Annotated in this window: 21 protein-coding genes; 7 read left to right on the top strand and 14 right to left on the bottom strand. The window is 71.7% G+C overall.

Annotation, left to right across the window (positions count from 1 at the left end):
• The first annotated feature begins 9 nt into the window (after positions 1–9).
• Together SMA5143A_RS08895 and SMA5143A_RS08890 are read left to right on the top strand one after the other, a co-directional pair.
• The gene (locus SMA5143A_RS08895) at positions 10–1,626 is read left to right on the top strand and encodes a fused response regulator/phosphatase (RefSeq protein WP_107462356.1); all 1,617 of its coding nucleotides are present in this window, start codon (positions 10–12) and stop codon (positions 1,624–1,626) included.
• Between the two features lie 46 nt (positions 1,627–1,672).
• A complete protein-coding gene (locus SMA5143A_RS08890; RefSeq protein ID WP_107462355.1) occupies positions 1,673–2,029 on the top strand; it encodes a 5-carboxymethyl-2-hydroxymuconate Delta-isomerase in 357 nt (118 codons plus the stop codon).
• 22 nt (positions 2,030–2,051) lie between these two features.
• On the opposite strand, the gene SMA5143A_RS08885 is transcribed toward SMA5143A_RS08890, so the two are convergent.
• Both SMA5143A_RS08885 and SMA5143A_RS08880 read right to left on the bottom strand, forming a co-directional pair.
• Positions 2,052–2,744, bottom strand: a complete 693-nt coding sequence (locus SMA5143A_RS08885; RefSeq protein WP_107462354.1) for a TetR/AcrR family transcriptional regulator — start codon at positions 2,742–2,744, stop codon at positions 2,052–2,054.
• Positions 2,745–2,909: 165 nt separating this feature from the next.
• Positions 2,910–4,850 (bottom strand): hypothetical protein, encoded by a 1,941-nt coding sequence (locus SMA5143A_RS08880; protein ID WP_107462353.1) that lies wholly within the window; start codon positions 4,848–4,850, stop codon positions 2,910–2,912.
• A 424-nt stretch (positions 4,851–5,274) separates the two neighbouring features.
• Here SMA5143A_RS08880 and SMA5143A_RS08870 point away from each other — a divergent pair, with 424 nt between their 5' ends.
• A complete protein-coding gene (locus SMA5143A_RS08870; protein WP_181361793.1) occupies positions 5,275–5,745 on the top strand; it encodes a hypothetical protein in 471 nt (156 codons plus the stop codon).
• A 112-nt stretch (positions 5,746–5,857) separates the two neighbouring features.
• Here SMA5143A_RS08870 and SMA5143A_RS08865 read toward each other — a convergent pair whose 3' ends face one another.
• The 7 genes from SMA5143A_RS08865 to SMA5143A_RS08830 all read right to left on the bottom strand — a co-directional run bounded on the left by SMA5143A_RS08865 (position 5,858) and on the right by SMA5143A_RS08830 (position 13,580).
• Positions 5,858–7,387, bottom strand: a complete 1,530-nt coding sequence (locus tag SMA5143A_RS08865) for a DUF1996 domain-containing protein (protein WP_107462351.1) — start codon at positions 7,385–7,387, stop codon at positions 5,858–5,860.
• 286 nt (positions 7,388–7,673) lie between these two features.
• Positions 7,674–8,684, bottom strand: coding sequence for an NAD-dependent epimerase/dehydratase family protein (locus SMA5143A_RS08860; RefSeq protein WP_107462350.1), 1,011 nt, complete (start codon positions 8,682–8,684; stop codon positions 7,674–7,676).
• 114 nt (positions 8,685–8,798) lie between these two features.
• Positions 8,799–9,434, bottom strand: coding sequence for a winged helix-turn-helix domain-containing protein (locus SMA5143A_RS08855; protein WP_107462349.1), 636 nt, complete (start codon positions 9,432–9,434; stop codon positions 8,799–8,801).
• Between the two features lie 332 nt (positions 9,435–9,766).
• Complete coding sequence (locus SMA5143A_RS08845; RefSeq protein WP_107462376.1) at positions 9,767–10,690, bottom strand: DUF6891 domain-containing protein; 924 nt, start codon at positions 10,688–10,690, stop codon at positions 9,767–9,769.
• A 145-nt stretch (positions 10,691–10,835) separates the two neighbouring features.
• Positions 10,836–11,867 (bottom strand): glutamine synthetase, encoded by a 1,032-nt coding sequence (glnII, locus tag SMA5143A_RS08840; RefSeq protein ID WP_107462347.1) that lies wholly within the window; start codon positions 11,865–11,867, stop codon positions 10,836–10,838.
• Positions 11,868–12,362: 495 nt separating this feature from the next.
• Positions 12,363–13,076 carry a hypothetical protein gene (locus SMA5143A_RS08835; protein WP_107462346.1) on the bottom strand — a complete coding sequence of 238 codons (714 nt, stop codon included), beginning with the start codon at positions 13,074–13,076 and terminating at the stop codon, positions 12,363–12,365.
• A 144-nt stretch (positions 13,077–13,220) separates the two neighbouring features.
• Complete coding sequence (locus tag SMA5143A_RS08830; RefSeq protein ID WP_107462345.1) at positions 13,221–13,580, bottom strand: arsenate reductase family protein; 360 nt, start codon at positions 13,578–13,580, stop codon at positions 13,221–13,223.
• A gap of 205 nt (positions 13,581–13,785) precedes the next feature.
• Between SMA5143A_RS08830 and SMA5143A_RS08825 the strand changes: the two genes are divergently transcribed.
• Together SMA5143A_RS08825 and SMA5143A_RS08820 are read left to right on the top strand one after the other, a co-directional pair.
• Positions 13,786–14,100 (top strand): hypothetical protein, encoded by a 315-nt coding sequence (locus tag SMA5143A_RS08825; protein ID WP_099964905.1) that lies wholly within the window; start codon positions 13,786–13,788, stop codon positions 14,098–14,100.
• Positions 14,101–14,414: 314 nt separating this feature from the next.
• Positions 14,415–15,062, top strand: a complete 648-nt coding sequence (locus SMA5143A_RS08820; RefSeq protein WP_107462344.1) for a DUF4360 domain-containing protein — start codon at positions 14,415–14,417, stop codon at positions 15,060–15,062.
• A gap of 254 nt (positions 15,063–15,316) precedes the next feature.
• Here SMA5143A_RS08820 and SMA5143A_RS08810 read toward each other — a convergent pair whose 3' ends face one another.
• The gene (locus SMA5143A_RS08810; protein WP_107462342.1) at positions 15,317–16,501 is read right to left on the bottom strand and encodes a winged helix DNA-binding domain-containing protein; all 1,185 of its coding nucleotides are present in this window, start codon (positions 16,499–16,501) and stop codon (positions 15,317–15,319) included.
• A 246-nt stretch (positions 16,502–16,747) separates the two neighbouring features.
• On the opposite strand from SMA5143A_RS08810, the gene SMA5143A_RS08805 reads away from it, so the two are divergent.
• The gene (locus tag SMA5143A_RS08805; RefSeq protein ID WP_107462341.1) at positions 16,748–17,035 is read left to right on the top strand and encodes a hypothetical protein; all 288 of its coding nucleotides are present in this window, start codon (positions 16,748–16,750) and stop codon (positions 17,033–17,035) included.
• Between the two features lie 24 nt (positions 17,036–17,059).
• On the opposite strand, the gene pspAB is transcribed toward SMA5143A_RS08805, so the two are convergent.
• The 4 genes from pspAB to glnA all read right to left on the bottom strand — a co-directional run bounded on the left by pspAB (position 17,060) and on the right by glnA (position 20,476).
• A complete protein-coding gene (gene pspAB, locus SMA5143A_RS08800; protein ID WP_107462340.1) occupies positions 17,060–17,668 on the bottom strand; it encodes a PspA-associated protein PspAB in 609 nt (202 codons plus the stop codon).
• Between the two features lie 6 nt (positions 17,669–17,674).
• Positions 17,675–18,598: a zinc metalloprotease HtpX gene (gene htpX, locus SMA5143A_RS08795; protein ID WP_107462375.1), complete on the bottom strand. Its 924-nt coding sequence runs from the start codon at positions 18,596–18,598 to the stop codon at positions 17,675–17,677.
• A 96-nt stretch (positions 18,599–18,694) separates the two neighbouring features.
• Complete coding sequence (locus tag SMA5143A_RS08790; protein WP_107462339.1) at positions 18,695–18,952, bottom strand: SCO2583/SCO2584 N-terminal domain-containing protein; 258 nt, start codon at positions 18,950–18,952, stop codon at positions 18,695–18,697.
• A 114-nt stretch (positions 18,953–19,066) separates the two neighbouring features.
• Positions 19,067–20,476: a type I glutamate--ammonia ligase gene (gene glnA, locus SMA5143A_RS08785; RefSeq protein ID WP_055514748.1), complete on the bottom strand. Its 1,410-nt coding sequence runs from the start codon at positions 20,474–20,476 to the stop codon at positions 19,067–19,069.
• 197 nt (positions 20,477–20,673) lie between these two features.
• Here glnA and SMA5143A_RS08780 point away from each other — a divergent pair, with 197 nt between their 5' ends.
• Positions 20,674–21,141: an RDD family protein gene (locus SMA5143A_RS08780; protein WP_107462338.1), complete on the top strand. Its 468-nt coding sequence runs from the start codon at positions 20,674–20,676 to the stop codon at positions 21,139–21,141.
• Positions 21,142–21,179 lie beyond the last annotated feature (38 nt).

Here is a 21,179-nt window from a genome sequence, read left to right as displayed (position 1 = left end):
AGCAACCGTATGAGTCTCCTGGCCGACGAAGGACGCACCACCGTTCTGGTGGTGGACGACGCGGCCGCCGGCCGTTACGCCATGGGCGCCGTGCTGCGCAGAGCCGGACACAGTGTCGTCCCCGTCGCCAGCGCCGGCGAGGCCCTCGCCGAACTCGACGAACGCCTCCGCTCGGGCGCCCTGCCCGACCTGGCCCTCGTCGACGTCGGCCTCCCCGACATGAGCGGCTTCGAACTCTGCCGCCGGCTCAAGGCACAGCCCCCGACGGCGGCCCTCCCCGTCGTCCACTTCTCCGCCGCCGCCATCGCCCCCGGCGACCGCTGCCGGGGCCTCGACGCCGGCGGCGAGGCCTATCTGACGGTGCCCGCCGAACCCGAGGAGATCCAGGCCGTCGTCCGCGCCGCCGTACGCGGCGCCCGTATGCGCAACGGCGCCGAGGCCCTCGTCCGCCGGCTCACCCTGCTCTCCGAGACCATCGTCGACGTCCAGGCCGCCCGCACCCTCGGGGAACTCGCGGCGGCCGCCGCCGAGGGCGCCGCCCGGCTCACCCGGTCGCCCGCCGCCGTGTTCGTGCTCGGCGAGGACGGCGAGCTCTACAGCGGCACCTCCCACGCCCGCGCCCGCACCACGCTCCCCGACGCCGGCGCCCACGAGGCCGTCGGCCGCCTCATCCGGCGCCTCACCGCCGCCGACCCGCGGGCGCACGACACCGTCGTCCCCGCCCCGCTGTGGCCCGCCGGTTTCTTCCGGCCCGGCGTCTGCGAGGACGCCCGTCTGGTGCTGGCCCGCACCGAGGGCGGAACCCCCGTCTGCGTCGCCCTGCCCCTGAGCGGCACCCACGCCACGCCCACCGACACCACCGGCCTCGTCTCCCGGCTCGCCCAGGCGACCGCGCTCGCCGCGCAGCCACTGCTCATGTACCAGGTCGAACGGCATGTCGCCCTCACCCTCCAGCACAGCTTCCTGCCCAAACAGGTGCCCGAGTTCCCCGGCCTGGAAGTCGTCGTCCGCTATGTGCCGGCGTCCCGCCAGACCGAGATCGGCGGCGACTTCTACGCCGCCGTCTCCACCCGCGGCGGCGTCCTCACCGCCGTCGGCGACGTCGTCGGGCACTCCCTGGAGGCGGCCACCGTGATGGTCGAGATCCGCCATGCCCTGCGGGCCTTCGCGGTGGAGGAGGCCGACCCCGGAGTGCTGGCCGCCCGGCTCGACCAGATGCTCCAGCACTACCACCCCGACGTCACCGCGACCGTCTGCCTCGCCCTCGTCGAGCCCCGCAGCGGACGCCTCCGTGTCGCCAACGCCGGCCACATCCCGCCGCTGGTCGTCCACGAGGCGGGCAGCGCCGAGTACGTGAAGGCGTCCGGGCCGCTCCTCGGGCTCGGCCTCGACCGGCCCGAGCCCACGGAGACGACGCTCTGGCCCACGGACCGGCTCCTCATGGTCACCGACGGACTCATCGAGACCCGCGGCATCGACCTGTCGGTGTCCATGGAGCATCTGCGGACCGCCGCGGCGGACGCCCCGCTCGGCACGGTCGCCCTGTGCGACACCCTGCTGCACTGCTTCGGGCGGGACCGGGACGACGACATCGCGATGCTGGCGCTCCGCCTCCGGCTAGGGTGAGCTGATTTTCCACACCCGCTGGACCACCTTGCCGAGGAGCGCATCGATGCCGCAGATCACCGTGGACTACTCCGCCGTACTCTCCGATGGTTTCGACCGGCCCGCGTTCGCGAAGGCCCTGCACGAGGAGGTCGTACGGACCGCCGTGGCCAAGCCGGAGGCCTGCAAGACCCAGTTCCGGCGGACCGAGGACACCACGGTCGGACCCGACACCGAGGGGCATGGCGTCGTGCACGTCACGCTGGGCCTGCTCGCCGGCCGCACCGACGAGACGAAGGCGACACTGACGGAGAACGTGCTGGGCCTGCTCCGCGAGCACGTGAAGGTGGCGGAGGGCCTGGCCTTCCACGCCTCGGCGGAGGTGCGCGACCTCGACCCCTCCTACGCCAAGTACGAGGTCTAGAGGAGCCAGGCCCGCGCGCCCGTCACGGCTGCGCCAGGAGCACCAGGCGCCCCATCAGATCGCCGAACGGGCCGTCCTCCGGCTCGTCGGCGATCACCTGGCGCAAAATCGCCGCCATGTCCTCGTCCGACGCCGCGCTCACCGCCATGAGCGCGGCGAAGTCGTGCACGAGCTGGATCTCCAGTTCCCGCCGCGGGATCTCGCGGCCGTCCAGCCAGATGAGAGCGGTGGACTCGGCCAGGGAGATCCAGGAACGGACGAGCAGTTCGAGGCGCGCGGGCGGGTCCTTGATGTCGAGGTGCGACAGGATCTGGACATAGGCCGCCTGGCGCACCCCGTCGATGAGGGCGTTCGTCCGGGAGGAGCCGAAGGACGGGCCGCCGCGCATCAGCGCGGAGAAACCGGGGCCGTGCTCGTCGACGAAGTCGAAGAAACGGCGCATCACCCGCAGCAGGCGAGCCCCGAGCGGGCCCTCGCGGGGCTCCACGAAACGGTCCGCGAGATCCTCCGAAGCCCGCTTCAACGCGGCCTCGTACAGGCTGAGTTTGCCGGGGAAGTAGTGGTAGACGAGCGGCCGGGAGATACCGGCCGCCGTCGCTATCTCGTCGATGGAGACCTCTTCGGGCGAGCGTCGGCTGAAGAGGTCGAGAGCGACGCCGATCAACTGCTGCCGCCGCTCCTCCACACCCATCCTGCGGCGCACACCGGTTCTCATACGAACACTTTACCGATCGATTCCGGCCTTTGAGCGGCTGGATCAGGGAGATCGGTGAGGCGGTTGGGCGGTGGTGCGGTGGGGCGGTGGGAGAGGGGCGCGCTGGGGGCGTTGCCCGCGCGGCTCGACGCACCTCCGCCGCTCAGCCCCTCCGCGTGGGCCCCTTCACCGGGCGGCCGGCTGAAGCCCGTTGATCGTCCGCCCGTTGGCCAGCGTGCCCTTCAGTTGCGTCCGGGCGCCGGCCTTCGCCGGTACGGCGAGGACGTTTCCCGGTGCCGAGCCCGTCACCCCGCCGCTGACCTCGACGGAGACGGTGTCCTTCGCGCCGGCGGCGAGGAGGTACGACTCGCCCGCCGCGGACTTCCAGGGGGCGGCGGCCAGGACATGCGGGTCGGCGGGGCCGCAGGCGGGGACCTCGTCGACGGCCGCGGTGACGAAGGCACCGCCGGGGGTGCCGAACTGGGCCAGCACCCGGGCGCCCGCGCCCCGCCAGGTCTCGGCGCGGGTGCACACCCAGTCGGCGGTGCCGCTGCCGTCGGGCAACGGCTGCCGGGCGAACGGCCAGGCGTTCACGGCCCGTACGCCCTGCGACCGTACGGCGGCCAGCGAGCAGGCGAAGGGCGCCCACGCCTCCGGCGCCCGCGTGGCCTCCCGGGCCGGGGCCGACGAGGGGCGTCCCACGGTGAGGTGGGCGGGGACCACCTCGGCCAGGTCGGTCAGCAGCCGGGTCCGCCCCGACGCCTCGGTCAGTTGCAGCACGTCCCAGGACGCGCACCGGCCGGTCCGCACCGCCGGGCTGGCGAACGGCCCCGTCCCCCCGTCCTTCGACAGCGTGAGCGGCGCCACCTCCTCCGAGGGCCGCGCCAGATCCCGTACGGCCGCCTTCCGCACCCAAGGGGCCGTCAGATAGCGGACGTTGCCGTCGGCCCGGCCCAGGAGCAGCGCGCCGGCCCCGCCGCCGGTCGCCCCGTCGACCCGGGAGAGGTCGAGGGCGGCGACGCCCGGGTCGTCGAGCGGCTCGGCGTAGCGGGCGACGCGCAGGCCGTCGTACAGGAGCACCACCCGCAGGGTGTCGACCTCGCCCGCGTACAGCAGTTGCGGCGGACCGGGCGGCGGTCCCGCCTGGGTGCCGGGGGTCACCGAGGTCTGCACGGACTCGCCGGGGCGGGCCCACACGGCGAGGGCGCGCCGCAGCAGGTCCTTGTCGCCGGTGAGGTCACCGCGCGCCGGCCAGGTGGAGAAGTCCCTGCGGCCCGTCGCCTCCCAGACGGTGGCTGCCGCCCTCGTCAACCGGCCCGGATCGAGGGCGGCCTGGGCGGCGGGGTTCCGGGCGTACGGGGGAGCCGCCGCGCCGTCCGGCCCCCACGCGTCGCCCGGCAGGCCGAGCAGCGCCCCGCACACCAGCACCGCGCCGGTCGCGGCCAGCGCGGCCCGCACATGGTGCCGGCGCCGCATGAGATCGGTCGGCCGGGCGTGCAGCGAGCAGGGGTCGAACTCGGGAGAGGCCAGCAGGTCGTACCGCTCGGCAGGTACGGAGGCGGCCTCCGCCAGCGCGGCCGCCGGGTCCTCGACGCCCGCCTGCTCCAAGAGGGTCCGGACGGCGGGGTCGGGGAGCCGCTCCAGCCCGCGCAGCACGTACGCGGCACGGGCCGCGGCCGACAGGGCCGACAGCCGCTGGTCCAGGGCGAGCTCGTCGGCGCCGCCCGGCCGGGGGAACAGGCGCAGCCCCCACACCCGGGGCAGCAACGGCGGCAGCTGCGACCGCTTGGGCCAGGAGGCGCCGCGGAACGGGGACAGCCCCGCCTCCAGCGCGGAGCGCACGACCTGGAGGCGGACGTAGGTGTACCCCGGATCACGGTCCCGCCCCGTCGCCCGCGCCGGGATCGACGAGGTCGAGCGGCGGCCCCTCGGCAGGGCCCGCTGCGTCAACGAGTGTGCCGTCAGCACCCGCCGGTTCCGGCCCAGCGCCGGGGGCAGCGTGAGGTAGGCGAGCCGTACCAGACGCGGGTAGTGCTCGACGAGGGCGGCCTCCGCCTGGCCGACATCCACCACCGCCTCTCGGTCGCGGGAACGTGCGGGGCGCGGGGCGACATCCTGTGACTGCACGTTCAGCAGAACGAGCGAATGATGAGATGGTCACCTTGCCGCTCCGCTTGGGTGGGGCCGGGCGCCAGGGGGTTGGGAGTGCGCTGTCCGTCGGCGGGTGCGGGTGGGTGGGGGTTCCTCGCGCAGTTCCCCGCGCCCCTGAAGGGTCGGGCCTGCGGCCCGCCCTTCATCGGAAAAGCACAGGGGCCGCAGCACCCCGCTTTTCCAGGGGCGCGCCGATTGAGCGCCGAGCGCGCGGGAGCCGTATCGAAGACGGGGCCCCCACCGGGGCTCTCCGCGGCGTGGGCCGGGGCCGACCGTTCCAGGAAGGCTCCGAGGCCGATGGCACCGGCCGAGCCCAGCACCGCGCGTCGCGACGGACTGTTCATGTCTGTGTGCCCCTGTGTCGACAGTGGCGGCACGCTGCACCCGGAGGTACGTACGAATGAGTGTGACGAGGAAGAGGCTCGCGGGGAGCGCGATCGGCGCGGCCCTGGCCCTGCTGGCGCTGACCGGCTGCGGCTCGGACGACGAGAAGGCCGCGGCGGTTCCCAAGACGGCCACCGGGACCTTGGAGCACATCGCCGGCGAGGTGGGCTGCAAGCCGGACATGCAGACGGACGCCGACACGATCCGCCAGGCCCTGTGCACCAACAAGGACGGCGACTTCGACGGCAAGTTCGTCCTCGCGACCTTCGCCACCGACCGCGGCCAGGCGGAATGGCTCGCCGGCGCCAAGGACTACGGCGGCTACTACCTCGTCGGCCGCAAGTGGGTCGCCGTCGGCGAGAAGAAGACGGTCGCCGGGCTCCAGGGCTCCCTCGGCGGGGATGTCCAGGAGGGCTCGGAGCACATGAACCCCGGCGGCAGCCACAACGACAGCGGCAGCCACAGCGGCGGCGGCCACAGCGGATAGCCGGGCGCCGCGCCCGCCGTCCTCGACCGCGCGGGCCCGGCACACGGCACACACGAAAGCCGGCGGTGGGAATTCCCACCGCCGGCTTCGGTCGTTCAGGACCGCTTCGGTACTACGTGCAGTTCTGACCGTTGTTGATGCAGTTGACCATCTTGTTCATCGTGTTCTGGTTGAAGAAGTTGATGAAGTCGTTGTGGTCGGTGATCGGCTTGTGCAGGTTCTCCGGGAAGGAGTCGACCGCGTACGCGTTCTTCACCTGCCCGTTCTGGATCTGCGGGGCCGGAACGTTGTAGACCAGGCGGACCTGGAGCTGGGGGATCGCCTTGAAGCCGTTGGCGCAGCTGCCGTCACCCTTGACGAAGCTCACGTGGGTGCGGTGGTTGGCGCTGTCGATGTTCTTGCCGTCCCAGCAGCTCTGGAAGAAGGACGTCCGCACCACGGAGCTGCCCTGCGGGCAGACCGGGTACTTGTCCGTCACCACACGGTTCTCGAAGCCCGTGCAGCTCCAGTTGGTGTTGGCGTTGCCCAGGCCGTTCACGAAGGCCTTGGCGTCACCGGTGATGATGCGCAGGGCCTGCGGCATCGCGACGACGGGGCCGCGCTTGTTGCCGACGAACTTCAGCTGGACCTGGTTCGGCTCGACGATCTTGCCGACGTTCTTGTCGACGCCACCACCGGGCTTGCCCTGGTCGATGTCCTGCGTGCCGTCCTGGATGCGGATGACCGGCCAGAAGTAGGACGACTTGTCGCCCTGGTTCTGGCAGGACGTCTGCGCGTTGGCCAGCTGCTGGTCGCTCGCGAAGGCGTTGTTGCTCTGGTTGCCGACGTAGTCGTGCTGGTGCTGGGCACCGTTGCTGACGCCGGGGGCCACGATCACGTTGTCCGAGTTGCGGATCTCGTTCTTGTTGTTTCCGCAGTTCGTGGTGAAGGAGCCGCGCGAACCACCGTTGCCGTTCGCGGCGAGACCGTTGCCGTTCACGCCCTTGGGGCCGCCGTTGGGCTGGACCTGGTTGATGTTGATGAAGTCCCCGGCCACCGGGCCGTTGCCGCCCTGGCCCTGACCCTGGCCGTTGTTGCCCTGCTGGCCGCCTTGCTGGCCGCCCTGCTGGCCACCCTGGTTCTGGCCGCCCTGCTGACCACCCTGGTTCTGGCCGCCACCGGCGTTGGTCTGCGCCTGGTCGGTCTTGCTCTGGCAGGTGGCGAGCTGCGCCATGCCCTGCGGAACCTGGCCGCCCACACGCCGGATGTTGATGCCGATCCGGTCGATGGTGGCCGACCGCTTGGACTTCAGCGGGCCGAGAATGGCGTTGTTGACGAAGTTGGCGTCACGGGACTGGGCCTGACGGGTCTCCGCCAGACGCTTGTAGGCCTCGGTGATCTGCCGGTCCAGCAGTGCCAGCTCCTTGGCGACTCCCGCGCGCGCCTGGCGGGGAACGTTCGTCAGCTTCTGGCCGACGTCCGGGCAGGCGATGGTGGCCACCTGGGCAGCGGCGAACGTGGTATTCGGCTTGGACTTCGACTCGCCTGCTGAGGCGTAGAAATTCGCCCAGACCAGACCGCCGCCCGCTACCGCGAGCGCCGCGGATGCGGCAATGGCCCGAACGGCCAGCGGCGAACGTCGTTTCCGTGTGTTGCGTCCCATGGAACTCCTCTGACTTCCTTGCGGGGCATCGAGGCGCCCGACAGGAGTGAAGCGGCTCCCTCAGATACGCGGTGAGTCCCAGGAGTGTTCAGCCGACTCACAAATTGATGAGAGATTCGTGTGGAGACCGGGTTTCAACACCCCTCGCACGACTTGGAGTTGTCGAGCGCTCACGGCGTGTGGAGCATCGGGGCGCGACGTTCGCGCAGGCAGGCAGGCAGGCAGGCAGGCAGGCAGGCAGGCAGGCGGACGGCGGCCGGCTCCCCGGCCGCGCCCCGCACACCCCCTACACGCCCAGCACCTTGGCCTCAACCTCCGGGTCGAGCCCCACCGCGGGCCGGTCGGGCCGCTGCGGCGCGACCCCGCCGAGGCCCAGCAACCACTCCCAGGTGTCCCGCACGGTCTCCTCGACACCCCGGCACCGCAGTCCTTCCCGTACGGCACGGGAGACGTCCCTCCCGTGCAGCGCCCCATGGAGGTCGCTGCCCTCCGGCACCCACACGGGCAACTGCGTCCACGGCTCGATCCCCGCCCCGAGCACCGCCTCGGCCGGGGTCCACCGCAGGTCCGCCGGTCCGCCCGTCACCCGCACACACGCGTCGAGGAGTTCCCCCATCGTCGTCGTCCCCGGCGGCCCGACGACGTCGTACGCCCCGCTCGCCCCCCGCTCCACGGCGTCGAGGACCCAGCCCGCGAGATCGCGGACGTCTATGTACTGCAGGGGGAGGTCACGCGGTCCGGGCGCCAGCACCGGCCCGCCCCGGGCGACCCGGCCCAGCCACCACGGCAGACGCCCGACGTTCTCGTACGGCCCGAGGATCAGTCCGGCCCGGACCAGGAGCGACCGGTTCGCGCCGAACGCCTCGACGGCGGCCAGCTCCCCGCCCCGTTTGTCGCGGGCGTAGTCCGTCTGCCCGGCGTCCGCCGCCGCGCCCCGCACCACCGGCGCGCTCTCGTCGGACCCGGCGGCCGGCGGCCAGGCGTACACGGAGCAACTCGACACATACACATACCGTCCGGCCGTACCGGCCAGCAGGCGGGCCGTGTCCCGGACGGCTCGCGGCGCCGCCGACCAGGTGTCGACGACGACATCCCACCCGCCCTCGCCGGAGGCGGCGACGGCGGCGGAGGCGTCGACGAGCGCCGCGAGCCCGTCCGGAGCGGTGCGGTCGCCCAGCAACGACCGCACCCCGGCGGGGGGTTCGTGCCGTCCCCGGTGGAAGACGGTCACCTCCCAGCCGCGGGCCAGCGCCGACTCCACGACGGCGCGACCCGCGAACTCCGTACCACCCAGCATCAGAAGTCTCATACCGCCGACTCTGCCCGCCGGGCGCCCCGTACGGAACGGTGCTCTGCTCTCAGAAGATCCGCCCGCCGGCCGGCACCGTCGACGGGCCGGGCGGAGCCGAGGTCAACGGGCCAGCGGCGGCGCGTACTTGTAGCCGACCCGCCGTACGGTCTGGATCGCCTGACGGAACTCGGCGCCCAGCTTGCGGCGCAGCCGGGCGATGTGGACGTCGACGGTCCGCCCGTCGCCCACATGCCCGTAGCCCCACACCGTGGTGACCAACTGGTCGCGGGTGTGGACCCGGTGGGGATGCGCCACGAGATGCGCGAGGAGTTCGAACTCCAGGTAGGTCAGATCGAGGGGCCGCCCGTTCACCTGGGCGGTGCGCCGCACGGTGTCGACACGGACCAGTTCGTCGCCGGATCCGTCGCCCGGCACGGCGGCCTCGGGGCCCGCGCTGTCGGCCGGCCCCGCCCCCGCGACGGCGAACGGCAGCAACGGCGGCTGCCGGTCGGCCGGTACGAGGACCAGATAGCCGACCATCGGCGGCTGACCCGGAAGCGTGGGCAGGGTGTGCTGGGGCGCGGGCAGCCAGGTGGTGCCCGGCGGCAGGAAGTCCGCGACGTCGACCACCTCGTCCCGGCCCACGGCACGCAGCCGGTGGCGGGACGAACCGGTGGCGGAGGGGGCGGCGGCCGGGGCGGGTCCCGGTGCGGCGGTGAGGGTGGCAGCGGTCGAGAGAGAACGGGTGTTCGCCATGAGAGGTCAGCTCTTTCGCGCGAGAGGTTCGTCCGGGAAACCTCGGCGACCGAGTTCGTGGTCGGCTCCGCCGAGGGACGTACGTCGTGTCGCGCCGACCGAAGGCCGGGGTGTGCGGCTTTAGAGGGCCGGCGCGTTCATCGCGCGGCAACACACCCGGTCGAAGTCGTGGTGCTGACGGGAAGGCCAGAAGGGCTCGAGGTCGTGGCGACCCGTCGCGCGGCTGTTCTGGAAGCTGGCCATGGCCCCATTGAAGCAGACACCGCCCCGCGAGAGGACCCCGCTCTCACTCCTCGGACGCTTCCCCAAACCAGCGCGGACGGGTCACCACCTCATCCCACCAGGTGTTTCCGCCAATCCAAGGGCCTGACGGTGATGGCCTTGGAGGGATCTCCGTCCCACTGGGCGGACAGTCCCTGCGCCGCGAGGGCCGCCACGACCTCGTGCCCGACGGACGTCGTCGTGGCGGCCGACCCGTCGAACCCGCCGTACAGCAGCATCAATCCGTGTCCGGCGGCGGCGCCTTCGGTGCACTGGGTGTGGAAGAACACGAAGCCCCGGTCGCCGTCGGTGCTCTCGCCGCCCATCTCACCGATACCGCAGGTGCGGCAGCAGGTGAAGTTCTCCCGGGCGGTGATCCCGGCGGCCCCGAGTGCCGTGAACGCGCGGGTGATCCGCTCGGGATCGGTGGTGCCCTCCCAGGTCTCCTGCTCCGCGAGCCGCTCCGTCCACAGCCGGTCCACGAGCCGGCGGGCCTGCGCGGGGGAGACGGGCCGGTCGTCGCCCTCGACCAGGTAGTCCTCGGCGGCCTCGGTGAGCCGCGCCCGGTCGTCGTACCCGCAGGCCAGCAGGACCCGCACCCGCTCCTCGACCTGTTCCCGTACCGCGTCCGGGAGTTCCGGCACGTCCGTGGGCGGGTCGTGGTCGAGCGGGGTCCAGTCGATGCCGCTGTCCCAGCCGTCCGCCCGCCGTGCCCACCCGGTCATCGCCTCGGCGACCCGCTCCCGGTCGGCGAGGACCGTCCCGAAGAACCGGTCGCGGCCCTCCCGGTGCTCCAGCTGGTACTCCCCGCTGCCGTGCTCGTGCCACACCTGGACGAAGACGTCCGGCACGTCCGGGATCCGCTGCACGACGAGGAACCGGTCGTCCGCGCCGCCGATCCGGCCCACCAGCTCCCGCAGCTCCCCGGCCGTGATCCGGGCGTGCTCCTGCCAGTTCTCCGTCTTCACCTTGATGGCCAGGCCGTCCGTCACCAAGCCGTCCGAGGCCAGGCCGTCCGCGGCCGTGCCGCCCCCGTCGATCGTCATGCGCTCACCCTCGCACGCCCCACCGACAACGCCGGAGGGCGCCCACCGTGAACGGTGGACGCCCTCCGGGACGCTTCGCGCGAGGCGCGGCCGATCAGACCTGGCCGGCCTTCTCCAGCGCCGAGCAGCAGGTGTCGACGATGAGCCGCGTCACGACGTACGGGTCGACGTTGGCGTTCGGGCGGCGGTCCTCGATGTAGCCCTTGCCGTCCTTCTCGACCTGCCACGGGATACGCACCGAGGCGCCACGGTTGGAGACACCGTAGGAGTACTCGTTCCACGGGGCGGTCTCGTGCAGACCCGTCAGACGGTCGTCGATGCCCGCGCCGTAGTTCTTGACGTGGTCGAGCGGCTTCGAGCCCTCACCGAGCGACTCGCACGCGGTGATGATCGCGTCGTAGCCCTCGCGCATCGCCTTGGTGGAGAAGTTGGTGTGCGCGCCGGCGCCGTTCCAGTCGCCCTTGACCGGCTTGGGGTCGAGGGTGGCGGAGACACCGAAGTCCTCGGCGGTGCGGTAGAGCAGCCAGCGGGCCACCCACAGCTGGTCCGAGACCTCGAGCGGGGAGAGCGGGCCGACCTGGAACTCCCACTGGCCGGGCATGACCTCGGCGTTGATGCCGGACAGACCCAGACCCGCCTCCAGGCAGTTCTCCAGGTGCGCCTCGACGACCTCACGGCCGAAGATCTCGTCGGCGCCGACACCGCAGTAGTAGCCGCCCTGCGGGGCCGGGAAGCCGCCCTTGGGGAAGCCGAGCGGGTAGCCGTCCTGGAAGAAGGTGTACTCCTGCTCGATACCGAAGATCGGCTCCTGAGCGGCGAACTTCTCGGCGACCTCACGCAGCGCGGCACGGGTGTTGGACTCGTGCGGGGTGAAGTCGATGTTCAGGACCTCGCACAGGACGAGGATGTCGTCGCCGCCGCGGATCGGGTCGGGGCAGGTGAAGACCGGCTTGAGCACACGGTCCGAGGAGTGGCCCTCGGCCTGGTTCGTGGAGGACCCGTCGAAGCCCCAGATCGGCAGCGCGTCCAGACCGGCGGGCTCACCCGCGATGATCTTGGTCTTGGAGCGGAGCTTGGCCGTCGGCTCGGTGCCGTCGATCCAGATGTACTCAGCCTTGAAGGTCACGGGACACATCCTTCGGGGTGGGTCACTAGGCGCATGTGCGGGTGCTGCGGCGCTGCGGCACTGAAACGCCGCGCTGATGCCGGGCAGCCTGTCAACATGCGATTTCCCGATCATTGCTCGCATGTGAACCCCGTGTTACCGGGCATCGCTGTGGTGCGGTTCACGCCCCGGAGCTCCGACGGCCTTTCCTGAGAGTGTTCGCACCAGCGACGGGTCGGCCGCCGGTCGTGGGTGCCCCGCCCACCCGCCGGACCGGTCTGATCCGCTCCACCCGGTCGAGCAGCGCGCGGACGCCGGTCGGACGCGGCAGTCACCACCCGCGCGTCCGGTTCCGATTCGCGAATCGGGCACGGTGCGGACCGAGTTCGAACCGGAGTCGCGAGGCCGGCCACCCCCTCCGTACGGTGGCCGACCCCCGACCCGGCTCGGCCGGACCCGCGACGGGGCCGGCCCCGCTGCTCCCCGGCGGGAACAGCGGGGCCGGCCGTCGTCGTTCTAGCCGACCTTCTCGATCAGCGCCCGGCGGATCAGGAACTTGCCGGGCTCCCTGACCTGCTCGAACGCGGAGTTGTTCAGCAGGACACAGCTGCCGGAGACCGAGGTGACCTCCACGGTCGTGGACTTGTTGTTGTCCAGGTTGGTCACCTTCAGCTTCGTTCCGGCCGGGAACTGGTTGCTGGACGCGGCCGGGGCGCCGCCCTCACCGGAGAGCGTGACGGTGGACCCGTTGCAGACCTGCTGGCCGCCCCCGGCACCGCCGTCGCCGCCCGCGTCGCCGGCACCGTCGGCGTTACCCGCGTTCCCGGCGCCGCCCGCGTTCCCTGCGGCCTCGTCGCCCTGGGGGTCCTGAGCCGACCCCCCGGTCTCCGCGCCGCCGGGCTGCGCGGGCTGTGCCGCCTGGGAGCCCTGAGCCGACTCCCCGACCACACAGCCGGACGCTTCCTGCTGCACCTTGATCTGCTTGATGACGGCCTCGCGGTTGGCGATCCGTGCCTCGGACTGCGCGTCCGGGGCGGCCCGCTGGCCGTCGATGAACTTCTGGTTGTTGCCGAGCGCGGTGGCGAGACCCTGGCAGACGCTGGAATCCGCCGCGGTCTGCGCCGCGTTCGAGGTGGCCGCCATGGTGAAGGCCCCGCCACCCGCCACCGCCGCCGCACTGACGAACAGCGCGATCTTCTTCTTCGTACTGAGAGTTCTCCTGCGCGACATTCGCGCCTCCTGAGAGGTAGGGGAGCGTACGCCGCTATGTACGAGATACCGAACGAGGTTACTCAACGGTTACGCCAGTCTCCGAAGTAACCTGCGTCACACATGAGTCGGGGGCGGTCGGGGGTGGGGCGGTCGAGGCTGCGCCTACCGCGACAGCGCGTCCCGTACCGCCTCCTCCGTGCGGGCCACCACCGCCGTACCGTCCTCCGCGGTGATGATGGGCCGCTGGATCAGCTTCGGGTGCTCGGCGAGGGCCGCGATCCACCGGTCGCGCGTGGCGGCGTCCCGCGCCCACTCCTTGAGGCCGAGCTCCTTCGCGGCGGCCTCCTGGGTGCGGGTGATGTCCCACGGTTCGAGCCCGAGCCGGTCGAGGACCCCACGGATCTCGTCCTCGCTCGGGACGTCCTCCAGATAGCGGCGGACGGTGTAGTCGGCACCCTCCGCGTCGAGCAGGCTGATGGCGCTGCGGCACTTGGAACAGGCCGGGTTGATCCAGATCTCCATGGCCCCACCGTAGCCAACTGCTCCCGGCCTGCCGGAGGGCGTCCCGGGGCCCTCGAAAACCCGTGTTCCACCCCTGTCACAGAACGACTCAAACGCCTTCTGGCCAGGGGCGATTGTCAGTGGGGGGTAGTAAAATAGAAGCAGTGTTCGAGGGTGGCCGACGGGGGATTTCCGGCGGCGCCCAGACCGCGACAGGAGGATGTCCGTGCCCGCTGCCGCATTGAAGTCGAAGCCGCTGCCCACCCAGTCAACCGTCAAGCATCCCGTCCTGCTCGACCTGCCGTACGAGCCCGTCGTGAAGCACACACTGCCGCCGGGCCGTCCGCGGGAGTGGTACATCACGCACAACCGGCGTCTGAAGGCGATGCGTCTGGCCATCGCCCTGCTGGACTCCGGTGTCTACATGCCGAACCAGGCGCGCAACGAGACGATCCGGACCACCGCCGAGGTGATCGGTGTGCACCCGCCGTCGGACACCACGTGCCACATGGTCCGGGCGCTGATGCGGTACTGCCGCTGACGCCGGCCCGCTGACTCGGCCTTCCGGTGCCGTCCGCCCCTCGGGGTGGGCGGCACCGGTGCGTTGGGACCGTGGATCGCCGCGGGGCGCGGGGGATCGCCGGGGTGGAAACGGCGCGTCGGCGGTGCTGGGGGCGGGGGTCTTGGAAAAGGGCGATCTCCGGCCGCCAGGGTTGGCCGGAGATCGCTCTAGCCGTGCCCGCCAGGGGTCCATACGATGCGGTCGCCCCGCAGCCTTCACAGCTCTTTCACAGGTGTGCGGGGACGTCGCGCATGTCTATTGACATGTGCATGCCTATGATGGGAGAACCCCCCATGGTTCGTGGTCTCCTCCTGGGTGGCGCCGTGGCCGCCCTGTTCGCCGGAGCGCTTCCCGCGCACGCGACGGATCCCTTCGACAACCCGCCGCCGGACAAGATCATCATCAAGGTCGCCACGGTGAACGGCTCCGGCTGTCCCCAGGGCACGACGGCGGTCGCCGTCTCCCCGGACAACACCGCGTTCACCGTGACCTACAGCGACTACCTCGCCCAGGTCGGCGGCGGCGCGCCCTCCACGGCGTTCCGCAAGAACTGCCAGCTCAACCTGAGGGTTCATGTGCCGGGCGGCTTCACGTACGCCATCGCGAGCGTCGACTACCGAGGCTTCGCCTCACTCCAACGCGGCGCCAGCGGCACGCAGAAGGCCTCGTATTACTTCCAGGGCTCCCCGGACACGGCCGCCCGCACCCACGTCTTCAACGGCCCGCGCGAGGACAACTGGCAGGCCACGGACGAGACCGACTGGGGCCAGCTGGTGTGGGCGCCGTGCGGTGTCGAACGCAACTTCAACATCAACACGGAGCTGCGTGTCAGCCGGGGTTCGTCGCCGGCGAGCAGCACGAGCTTCATGACGATGGACTCGACGGACGGCGACATCAGCACGATCTACCACCTGGCGTGGAAGGAGTGCCCGCCCAAGTGAGCCGGGGGTGCCGGGCGCCGCTTCTTTTGGGGCGCCCGGCACCGCGGTCCGGTGTGCGGGTGGGTTCGGCGGGTGCGGGTCGGTGGGGGCTGGTCGCGCAGTTCCCCGCGCCCCTGAAACGCGACCGGGGCTGGGCCCCGTGCTTTTCGGGCTGAAGGCCGGGCCGCAGGCCCGAAGCCTTCAGGGGCGCGGGGAACTGCGCGAGAAACCACAAGGCACCCGCACCCGCCGAACCCACCCGCACCCCCGAGCTACTAGGCGCCCAACTCCTTCTCCACCGGCGTCCGAAAGCGCGGCGTGACCCGCGTCTCGCCCACCCACGCCCGCAACCGCTCGGCCTCCTCGGCGATCCCCCGGCGGGCCTCCGTACCGATCCCCTCCGTCGTGAGCAGGCGCCACACGATCTCGCCGTCCGCCCGCTGGGCCCAGCCGCCGACCACGCGGCCGTTCCACCACACCGTCGGACCCACGTTGCCGCTGCGGTCGAACAGGGCGGGGAGCATGTCCGGCGCCAGATACCAGTCGCGTTCCCGCCAGCCCATCGCGGTCGGGTCGAGGGCCGGCAGCAGGGCGGCCCACGGCTCGGCCGGGGCGGCGACCGGTTCCTCGCCCCCGGCGACCACGTACCCCGTGCCCTCGTCCAGCGTCACGGCCCGCGCCCCGATCGCCGTGAGCGCCCGGCGGACCTCGGTGACCCGCCAGCCCGTCCACCACTTCAGGTCGGCCTCGGTCGCCGGACCGCACGCCGCCAGCCACCGCCCGAGGAGCGACGCCTGCGCCTCCGCCACATCCAGCTCGGGGTGCGCGGGGGCCACGGCCCAGCGGAACTGGCTCGACGTCCACGAACCGAGCGGCCGGCCCCGCACCACCCGGCCCTCCACGCCCAGCACCCTCAGCAGCCGCGTCGAGACGGTGTGCATCCCCTCGTAGGGCTTTCCGGCCGCGTACACGAACCGTTCCCTCAACCGGGGCTCGTCCTCGGCCAGTTCCGCCGCCGTCGCCTGACCGCGCCGGGCCAGCGCGGTGAGCGCCGACTCCTCGACCTCCTTCAGCCAGGCCGCGTCCGGGGCCCCGGCCGCCGCCATGTCCTTCAGCAGCGCGGCCCGTTCCCTCGCGGCGACCGTGATGCCGGTCGAGGCGTGCACCACGGCCGTCAGACCGGCGGGGAACACGAACACGGTGTGCCGCATGCCGTGCATCCGCACCAGGGTCCGGTCCGTGTACAGCGCCCGCTCGGTGTCGGCCACGGTCCGCGCCGGCTCGGCGAGCCGCGCGCCCACCGCCAGGTACACCGTCGCCGGGTCCGAGCCATGCAGCGCCACCAGCGAGTCGGCGACCTCCTCCGGCCCCGCCGCCCGCACGGATCCGGCCAATCGCTGCCCCACCCCGAGCCGCGCCCGCCGCTCGGCCACTCCGACATACCGCCGCGCTTCCCCCATGCCGCCGCCTCCACCCGAACACCAGTCGTCCCGTCCGCCCATCCTCCCGGACACCACTGACAATCACCCCTCCACCACCGACCACCACCCCTCCGACGGCCTCCGGACGCCCCACCGTCCGCGATATTCGGATGCGGGCGGATCAGCCCGCCCAGCATCCTGGACGGGCGCAGCCGAGCGTCCGGCACCGGACCGTGCGGGACGGGCATCGCTGCCACCATCCACGCCCACCCAAGGAGGCCCGCCATGGGCACCTTGATCCTTTCGGCGACCGCGGTCCTGGTCGTCCTCGGTTTCTCGAACGAACTGCTCTGGCTCGCCGCGGTCGGGCTGCTCTACCTGTACATCCGCCACGGCCGCACCACCCGCGGCGGCTCGACGTCGTCGCCGTCGTCGTCGAGCGGCGGCGCACAGCCCGCCTCCTACCGGGCCTACCGCGAGCGCCGCGACCAGCAGGCGAAGTGGGAGCGCCGCTACCGCCGTGAGCGGCCCTTCGAGGCCCGTCGGCAGGAGCGGCAGAAGAGCGGCAAGTAGGTAGCGGCCCGTGCCCCGGGGCGGTCACAGCCCCGGGGCACCCCAGAGGGGGAACCATCGGCGCAGGTCGGGCTCGATCCGCAGGTCCTCCGCGAGGACCGCCCTGACCCGCAGCTCCAGCGCGTTGTCCCGCCGGTCCGCCTCGCCCGGCAGCGGCGCGAACGGATAGAACGTGCCGCGTTTGTAGAGGTAGACGAGCCCCAGCCGCCGCTCCCTGTCGTCACCGCCCCGGAACCCGACCATCGAACACAGCAGCTGCGGCCCGAACCCGCCGCCTTCCAGGGCGCTGTTGACCGTGTGCAGATCACCCACCAGGTCCGGCAGTTCCTGCGGCCGCCGCCGGCAGACGAGCCAGGAGTACCCGTACTCGTCCCGCACGGCCTCGACACCCGCCGCGTCCCGCTCCTCGCCCCCGGCGGCGTCGGTGTCGGCCTTGAGCAGCGCCCGCACCTCCCGCCGTACGTCGTCGAAGGCAGCGCCCTCCACCGACGCGAAGCACACCGCGCCGGTCCCGGTCGGGGTGAGGGAGGCCGCGGCCTCCAGTGTCACCGCGGCGGAGGGAAGGGCGAACAGCCGGTCCAGGTCCGGCGGCACCGGCTTCGTACGGCCGAGGAGCACGTCCAGCAGCCCCATGGCGGTTCAGCCCGCCTTCCCCGGCCCGGACGCGGGGGCCTGACCCAGCTCCACGGAGATCCTGCCGAGCTGGTCGAGCCGCTGCTCCAGAGGCGGGTGGGTGGCGAAGAAGCGGGCCAGGTGCGGGTGGTCGCCCAGGGCGGGGGTGAAGTAGAAGGCGTTGAACGCCTGCGAAATCCTGAGGTCCCGGGTCGGGATCCGCGCCATGTCGCCGGTGACCTTGGTCAGCGCGGAGGCGAGCGCCGAGGGACGCCCGGTGAGCAGCGCGCCCGCCCGGTCGGCGGCCAGCTCCCGGTACCGGGACAGGACACGGATCAGCAGGAAGCTCAGCACGTACACGGCGGCCGCGACCCCCATCACCACGCTGAACACGACGGCGGTGTTCTGGTCCCTGCGCCCGCCGAACATGTGCGAGTAGAACGCGAACCGCACGACCAGTCCCGCCAGCACCCCGAGGAACGAGGCGATCGTCATCACGGCGACATCGCGGTGCGCCACATGCGACAGCTCGTGCGCGAGCACACCCTCCAGCTCGTCCGGCTCCAGCCTTCTGAGCAGCCCGGTCGTCACGCACACCACCGCGTGATCGGCGTTCCGCCCGGTCGCGAACGCGTTCGGCATGTCCATGTCCGCCACCGCGACCCGGGGCTTCGGGACGTCCGCGACCGCGCACAGCCGGTCCACCGCCCCGTGCAGCCGCAGATACTCCTCGGCCTCCACGACCCGCCCGCGCATGGCGTACAGGGCGACCCGGTCGGAGTACCAGTACTGCGCCCCCAGGAGCAGGGCCGCGGCCGCCACGACCAGCACCCACGACTTCAGCAACGCGATCAACGCGGCCGCGAACAGCACGTACAACAACCCGAGCAGGAACAACGTGATCGTCATCCGCGCGGTCAGCCGGGGATCACTCCGGAACCGGTTCGACATCCGTACCACCCCGCACTCAGGCAGGCACCCGTCCCGCCCTCCATTGTGCGCTCGGGCGGCGGCCACGGCTCCAGGGGCCGGCGGCGGGGGACGGGTTCAGTACGAGGACCGGTAGTTGAGGTAGCCGATCAACGCGATCAGCCCGGCCACACAGCCGAACACCACGAGCGTCGACACCCACGACGACCGGCGCGGTGCGCGCGGGCCGGGATCGGCGCGGAAGGGCTGCGGCGCGGGCGGATTCTCCTTCCAGCGCGCGGCCAGCATCCGGGCCCGCGCGGAGGGCTCCTTGTGCTCGGCGTTGTCCGCCCACCGAAGGTCGAACTCCCGCTCGCTGTCGTCCTGTTCGGTCATCCCCGTGTCTCCCCGTTGTCCATCGAACAGTCGTGCAGGAAACCATACGACGGCGCCCCCGCCCTGGAAAGCCAGGACGGGGGCGCCGACCGAACGTACGCGCTCAGGCGCCGATCACACGTCGAAGTACAGCTCGAACTCGTGCGGGTGCGGACGCAGCTGGAGCGGCGCGATCTCGTTGGCGCGCTTGTAGTCGATCCACGTCTCGATCAGGTCCGGCGTGAAGACGTCGCCCTGGAGGAGGAACTCGTGGTCGCGCTCGAGGGAGTCGAGGACGGCCGGGAGGGAGGTCGGGACCTGCGGGACGCCCGCGTGCTCCTCGGGGGCGAGCTCGTAGAGGTCCTTGTCGATCGGCTCGGCCGGCTCGATCTTGTTCTTGATGCCGTCGAGGCCCGCGAGCAGCAGGGCCGAGAAGGCCAGGTACGGGTTGCCGGAGGAGTCGGGCGCGCGGAACTCGACACGCTTGGCCTTCGGGTTCGAACCCGTGATCGGGATACGCATGGCCGCGGAGCGGTTGCGCTGCGAGTACACCAGGTTGACCGGGGCCTCGAAGCCCGGCACCAGACGGTGGTACGAGTTCACCGTCGGGTTGGTGAAGGCCAGCAGCGACGGGGCGTGCTTGAGGATGCCGCCGATGTAGTAGCGGGCGGTGTCCGACAGGCCCGCGTAACCGGCCTCGTCGTAGAAGAGCGGGGAGCCGCCCGACCACAGCGACTGGTGGACGTGCATGCCCGAGCCGTTGTCACCGAAGATCGGCTTCGGCATGAAGGTCGCGGTCTTGCCGTTGCGCCAGGCCACGTTCTTCACGATGTACTTGAAGAGCTGGAGGTCGTCGGCCGCGGCGAGCAGCGTGTTGAACTTGTAGTTGATCTCGGCCTGGCCGGCGGTGCCCACCTCGTGGTGCTGGCGCTCGACCTGGAGACCGGACTTGGCCAGCTCCAGCGAGATCTCCGCACGCAGGTCGGCGAAGTGGTCGACCGGCGGGGTCGGGAAGTAGCCGCCCTTGTAGCGGACCTTGTAACCGCGGTTGTCCTCCAGCGCACCGGTGTTCCAGGCGCCCGCCTCGGAGTCGATGTGGTAGAAGGACTCGTTCTCCGAGGTCTTGAAGCGCACGCTGTCGAACACGTAGAACTCGGCCTCGGGGCCGAAGTACGCGGTGTCGGCGATGCCGGTGGACGCGAGGTACGCCTCGGCCTTCTTCGCCACGTTGCGCGGGTCACGGGAGTACTGCTCGCCCGTGATCGGGTCGTGGATGAAGAAGTTGACGTTGACCGTCTTGTCGCGGCGGAACGGGTCGACGCGCGCGGTGGACAGGTCGGCACGGAGCGCCATGTCGGACTCGTGGATGGCCTGGAAGCCGCGGATCGAGGAGCCGTCGAAGGCCAGCTCCTCGGCCGGGTCGAAGGCCTCGGCCGGGATCGTGAAGTGCTGCATCACGCCCGGCAGGTCGCAGAAGCGGACGTCGATGAACTTGACGTCCTCGTCCGCGATGAACTTCTTGGCCTCGTCGGCGTTCTGGAACATCCAGCTCCTCCTACTCCCGACCATCCCGCCGGGGTGGTAGTTCGTTCGTGCGGCCAGTGCGGTGGCACACGCTGCTCTCGACCCTAGGGACGGGTGATTTCTCGTACGTGACCCATTTGTTTCGCACAAGTTAACCGGACATCCCGTACGTGACCCCACCTGTCCGAATGGCAGAACGGTCGCAGTACGGTGTTCGGGTGGACAAGAGGCAAGCAATCGGATCGTGGCTCTCCGGCCCCCGCGCGGCCGCCGAGGACGCGGGTGTCGACTTCGGTTACCGGGGCGAGCAGCTCGGTCTGCCGGAGCAGGGGCCGGGCTCCATCGCCCGCCCGGGCCGCCGTCTCGGGGCGCTGGCCGTCGACTGGGGGCTGTGCCTCTTGATCGCATACGGCCTGATCACCGACGGCTACGACCAGGCCACCAGCAACTGGGCCCTGCTCATCTTCCTCCTGCTCCACGTCCTCACCCTGGGCACGGTGGGCTTCACCCCCGGCAAGCGTCTCTTCGGCCTGCGGGTGATCGCCCAGGAGACCGGCACGGTGAACCCCTGGCGCGCCGTCGTCCGCAGCGTCCTGCTCTGCCTCGCCCTCCCCGCCCTCGTCTGGGACCGCGACGGCCGCGGCCTCCACGACCGCCTGGCGCGGACGGTGGAGGTGCGGATCTAGCGTCGCCGCGTGCGACACGTCCGCTACGCGCGCGAGAA

The sequence above is a fragment of the Streptomyces sp. MA5143a genome (assembly GCF_900290235.1).
Taxonomy (GTDB): Bacteria; Actinomycetota; Actinomycetes; order Streptomycetales; family Streptomycetaceae; genus Streptomyces.
This window is presented reverse-complemented; position numbering and strand designations above follow the sequence as displayed.

Bases quoted from the DNA above. Each gene is read 5' to 3' on its own strand.
- SMA5143A_RS08895 (WP_107462356.1), top strand. From the start codon at position 10: ATGAGTCTCCTGGCCGACGAAGGACGCACCACCGTTCTGGTGGTGGAC.
- SMA5143A_RS08890 (WP_107462355.1), top strand. From the start codon at position 1,673: ATGCCGCAGATCACCGTGGACTACTCCGCCGTACTCTCCGATGGTTTC.
- SMA5143A_RS08885 (WP_107462354.1), bottom strand. From the start codon at position 2,744: ATGAGAACCGGTGTGCGCCGCAGGATGGGTGTGGAGGAGCGGCGGCAG.
- SMA5143A_RS08870 (WP_181361793.1), top strand. From the start codon at position 5,275: ATGAGTGTGACGAGGAAGAGGCTCGCGGGGAGCGCGATCGGCGCGGCC.
- SMA5143A_RS08865 (WP_107462351.1), bottom strand. From the start codon at position 7,387: ATGGGACGCAACACACGGAAACGACGTTCGCCGCTGGCCGTTCGGGCC.
- SMA5143A_RS08860 (WP_107462350.1), bottom strand. From the start codon at position 8,684: ATGCTGGGTGGTACGGAGTTCGCGGGTCGCGCCGTCGTGGAGTCGGCG.
- SMA5143A_RS08855 (WP_107462349.1), bottom strand. From the start codon at position 9,434: ATGGCGAACACCCGTTCTCTCTCGACCGCTGCCACCCTCACCGCCGCA.
- SMA5143A_RS08835 (WP_107462346.1), bottom strand. From the start codon at position 13,076: ATGTCGCGCAGGAGAACTCTCAGTACGAAGAAGAAGATCGCGCTGTTC.
- SMA5143A_RS08830 (WP_107462345.1), bottom strand. From the start codon at position 13,580: ATGGAGATCTGGATCAACCCGGCCTGTTCCAAGTGCCGCAGCGCCATC.
- SMA5143A_RS08820 (WP_107462344.1), top strand. From the start codon at position 14,415: ATGGTTCGTGGTCTCCTCCTGGGTGGCGCCGTGGCCGCCCTGTTCGCC.
- SMA5143A_RS08810 (WP_107462342.1), bottom strand. From the start codon at position 16,501: ATGGGGGAAGCGCGGCGGTATGTCGGAGTGGCCGAGCGGCGGGCGCGG.
- SMA5143A_RS08805 (WP_107462341.1), top strand. From the start codon at position 16,748: ATGGGCACCTTGATCCTTTCGGCGACCGCGGTCCTGGTCGTCCTCGGT.
- pspAB (WP_107462340.1), bottom strand. From the start codon at position 17,668: ATGGGGCTGCTGGACGTGCTCCTCGGCCGTACGAAGCCGGTGCCGCCG.
- htpX (WP_107462375.1), bottom strand. From the start codon at position 18,598: ATGTCGAACCGGTTCCGGAGTGATCCCCGGCTGACCGCGCGGATGACG.
- SMA5143A_RS08790 (WP_107462339.1), bottom strand. From the start codon at position 18,952: ATGACCGAACAGGACGACAGCGAGCGGGAGTTCGACCTTCGGTGGGCG.
- glnA (WP_055514748.1), bottom strand. From the start codon at position 20,476: ATGTTCCAGAACGCCGACGAGGCCAAGAAGTTCATCGCGGACGAGGAC.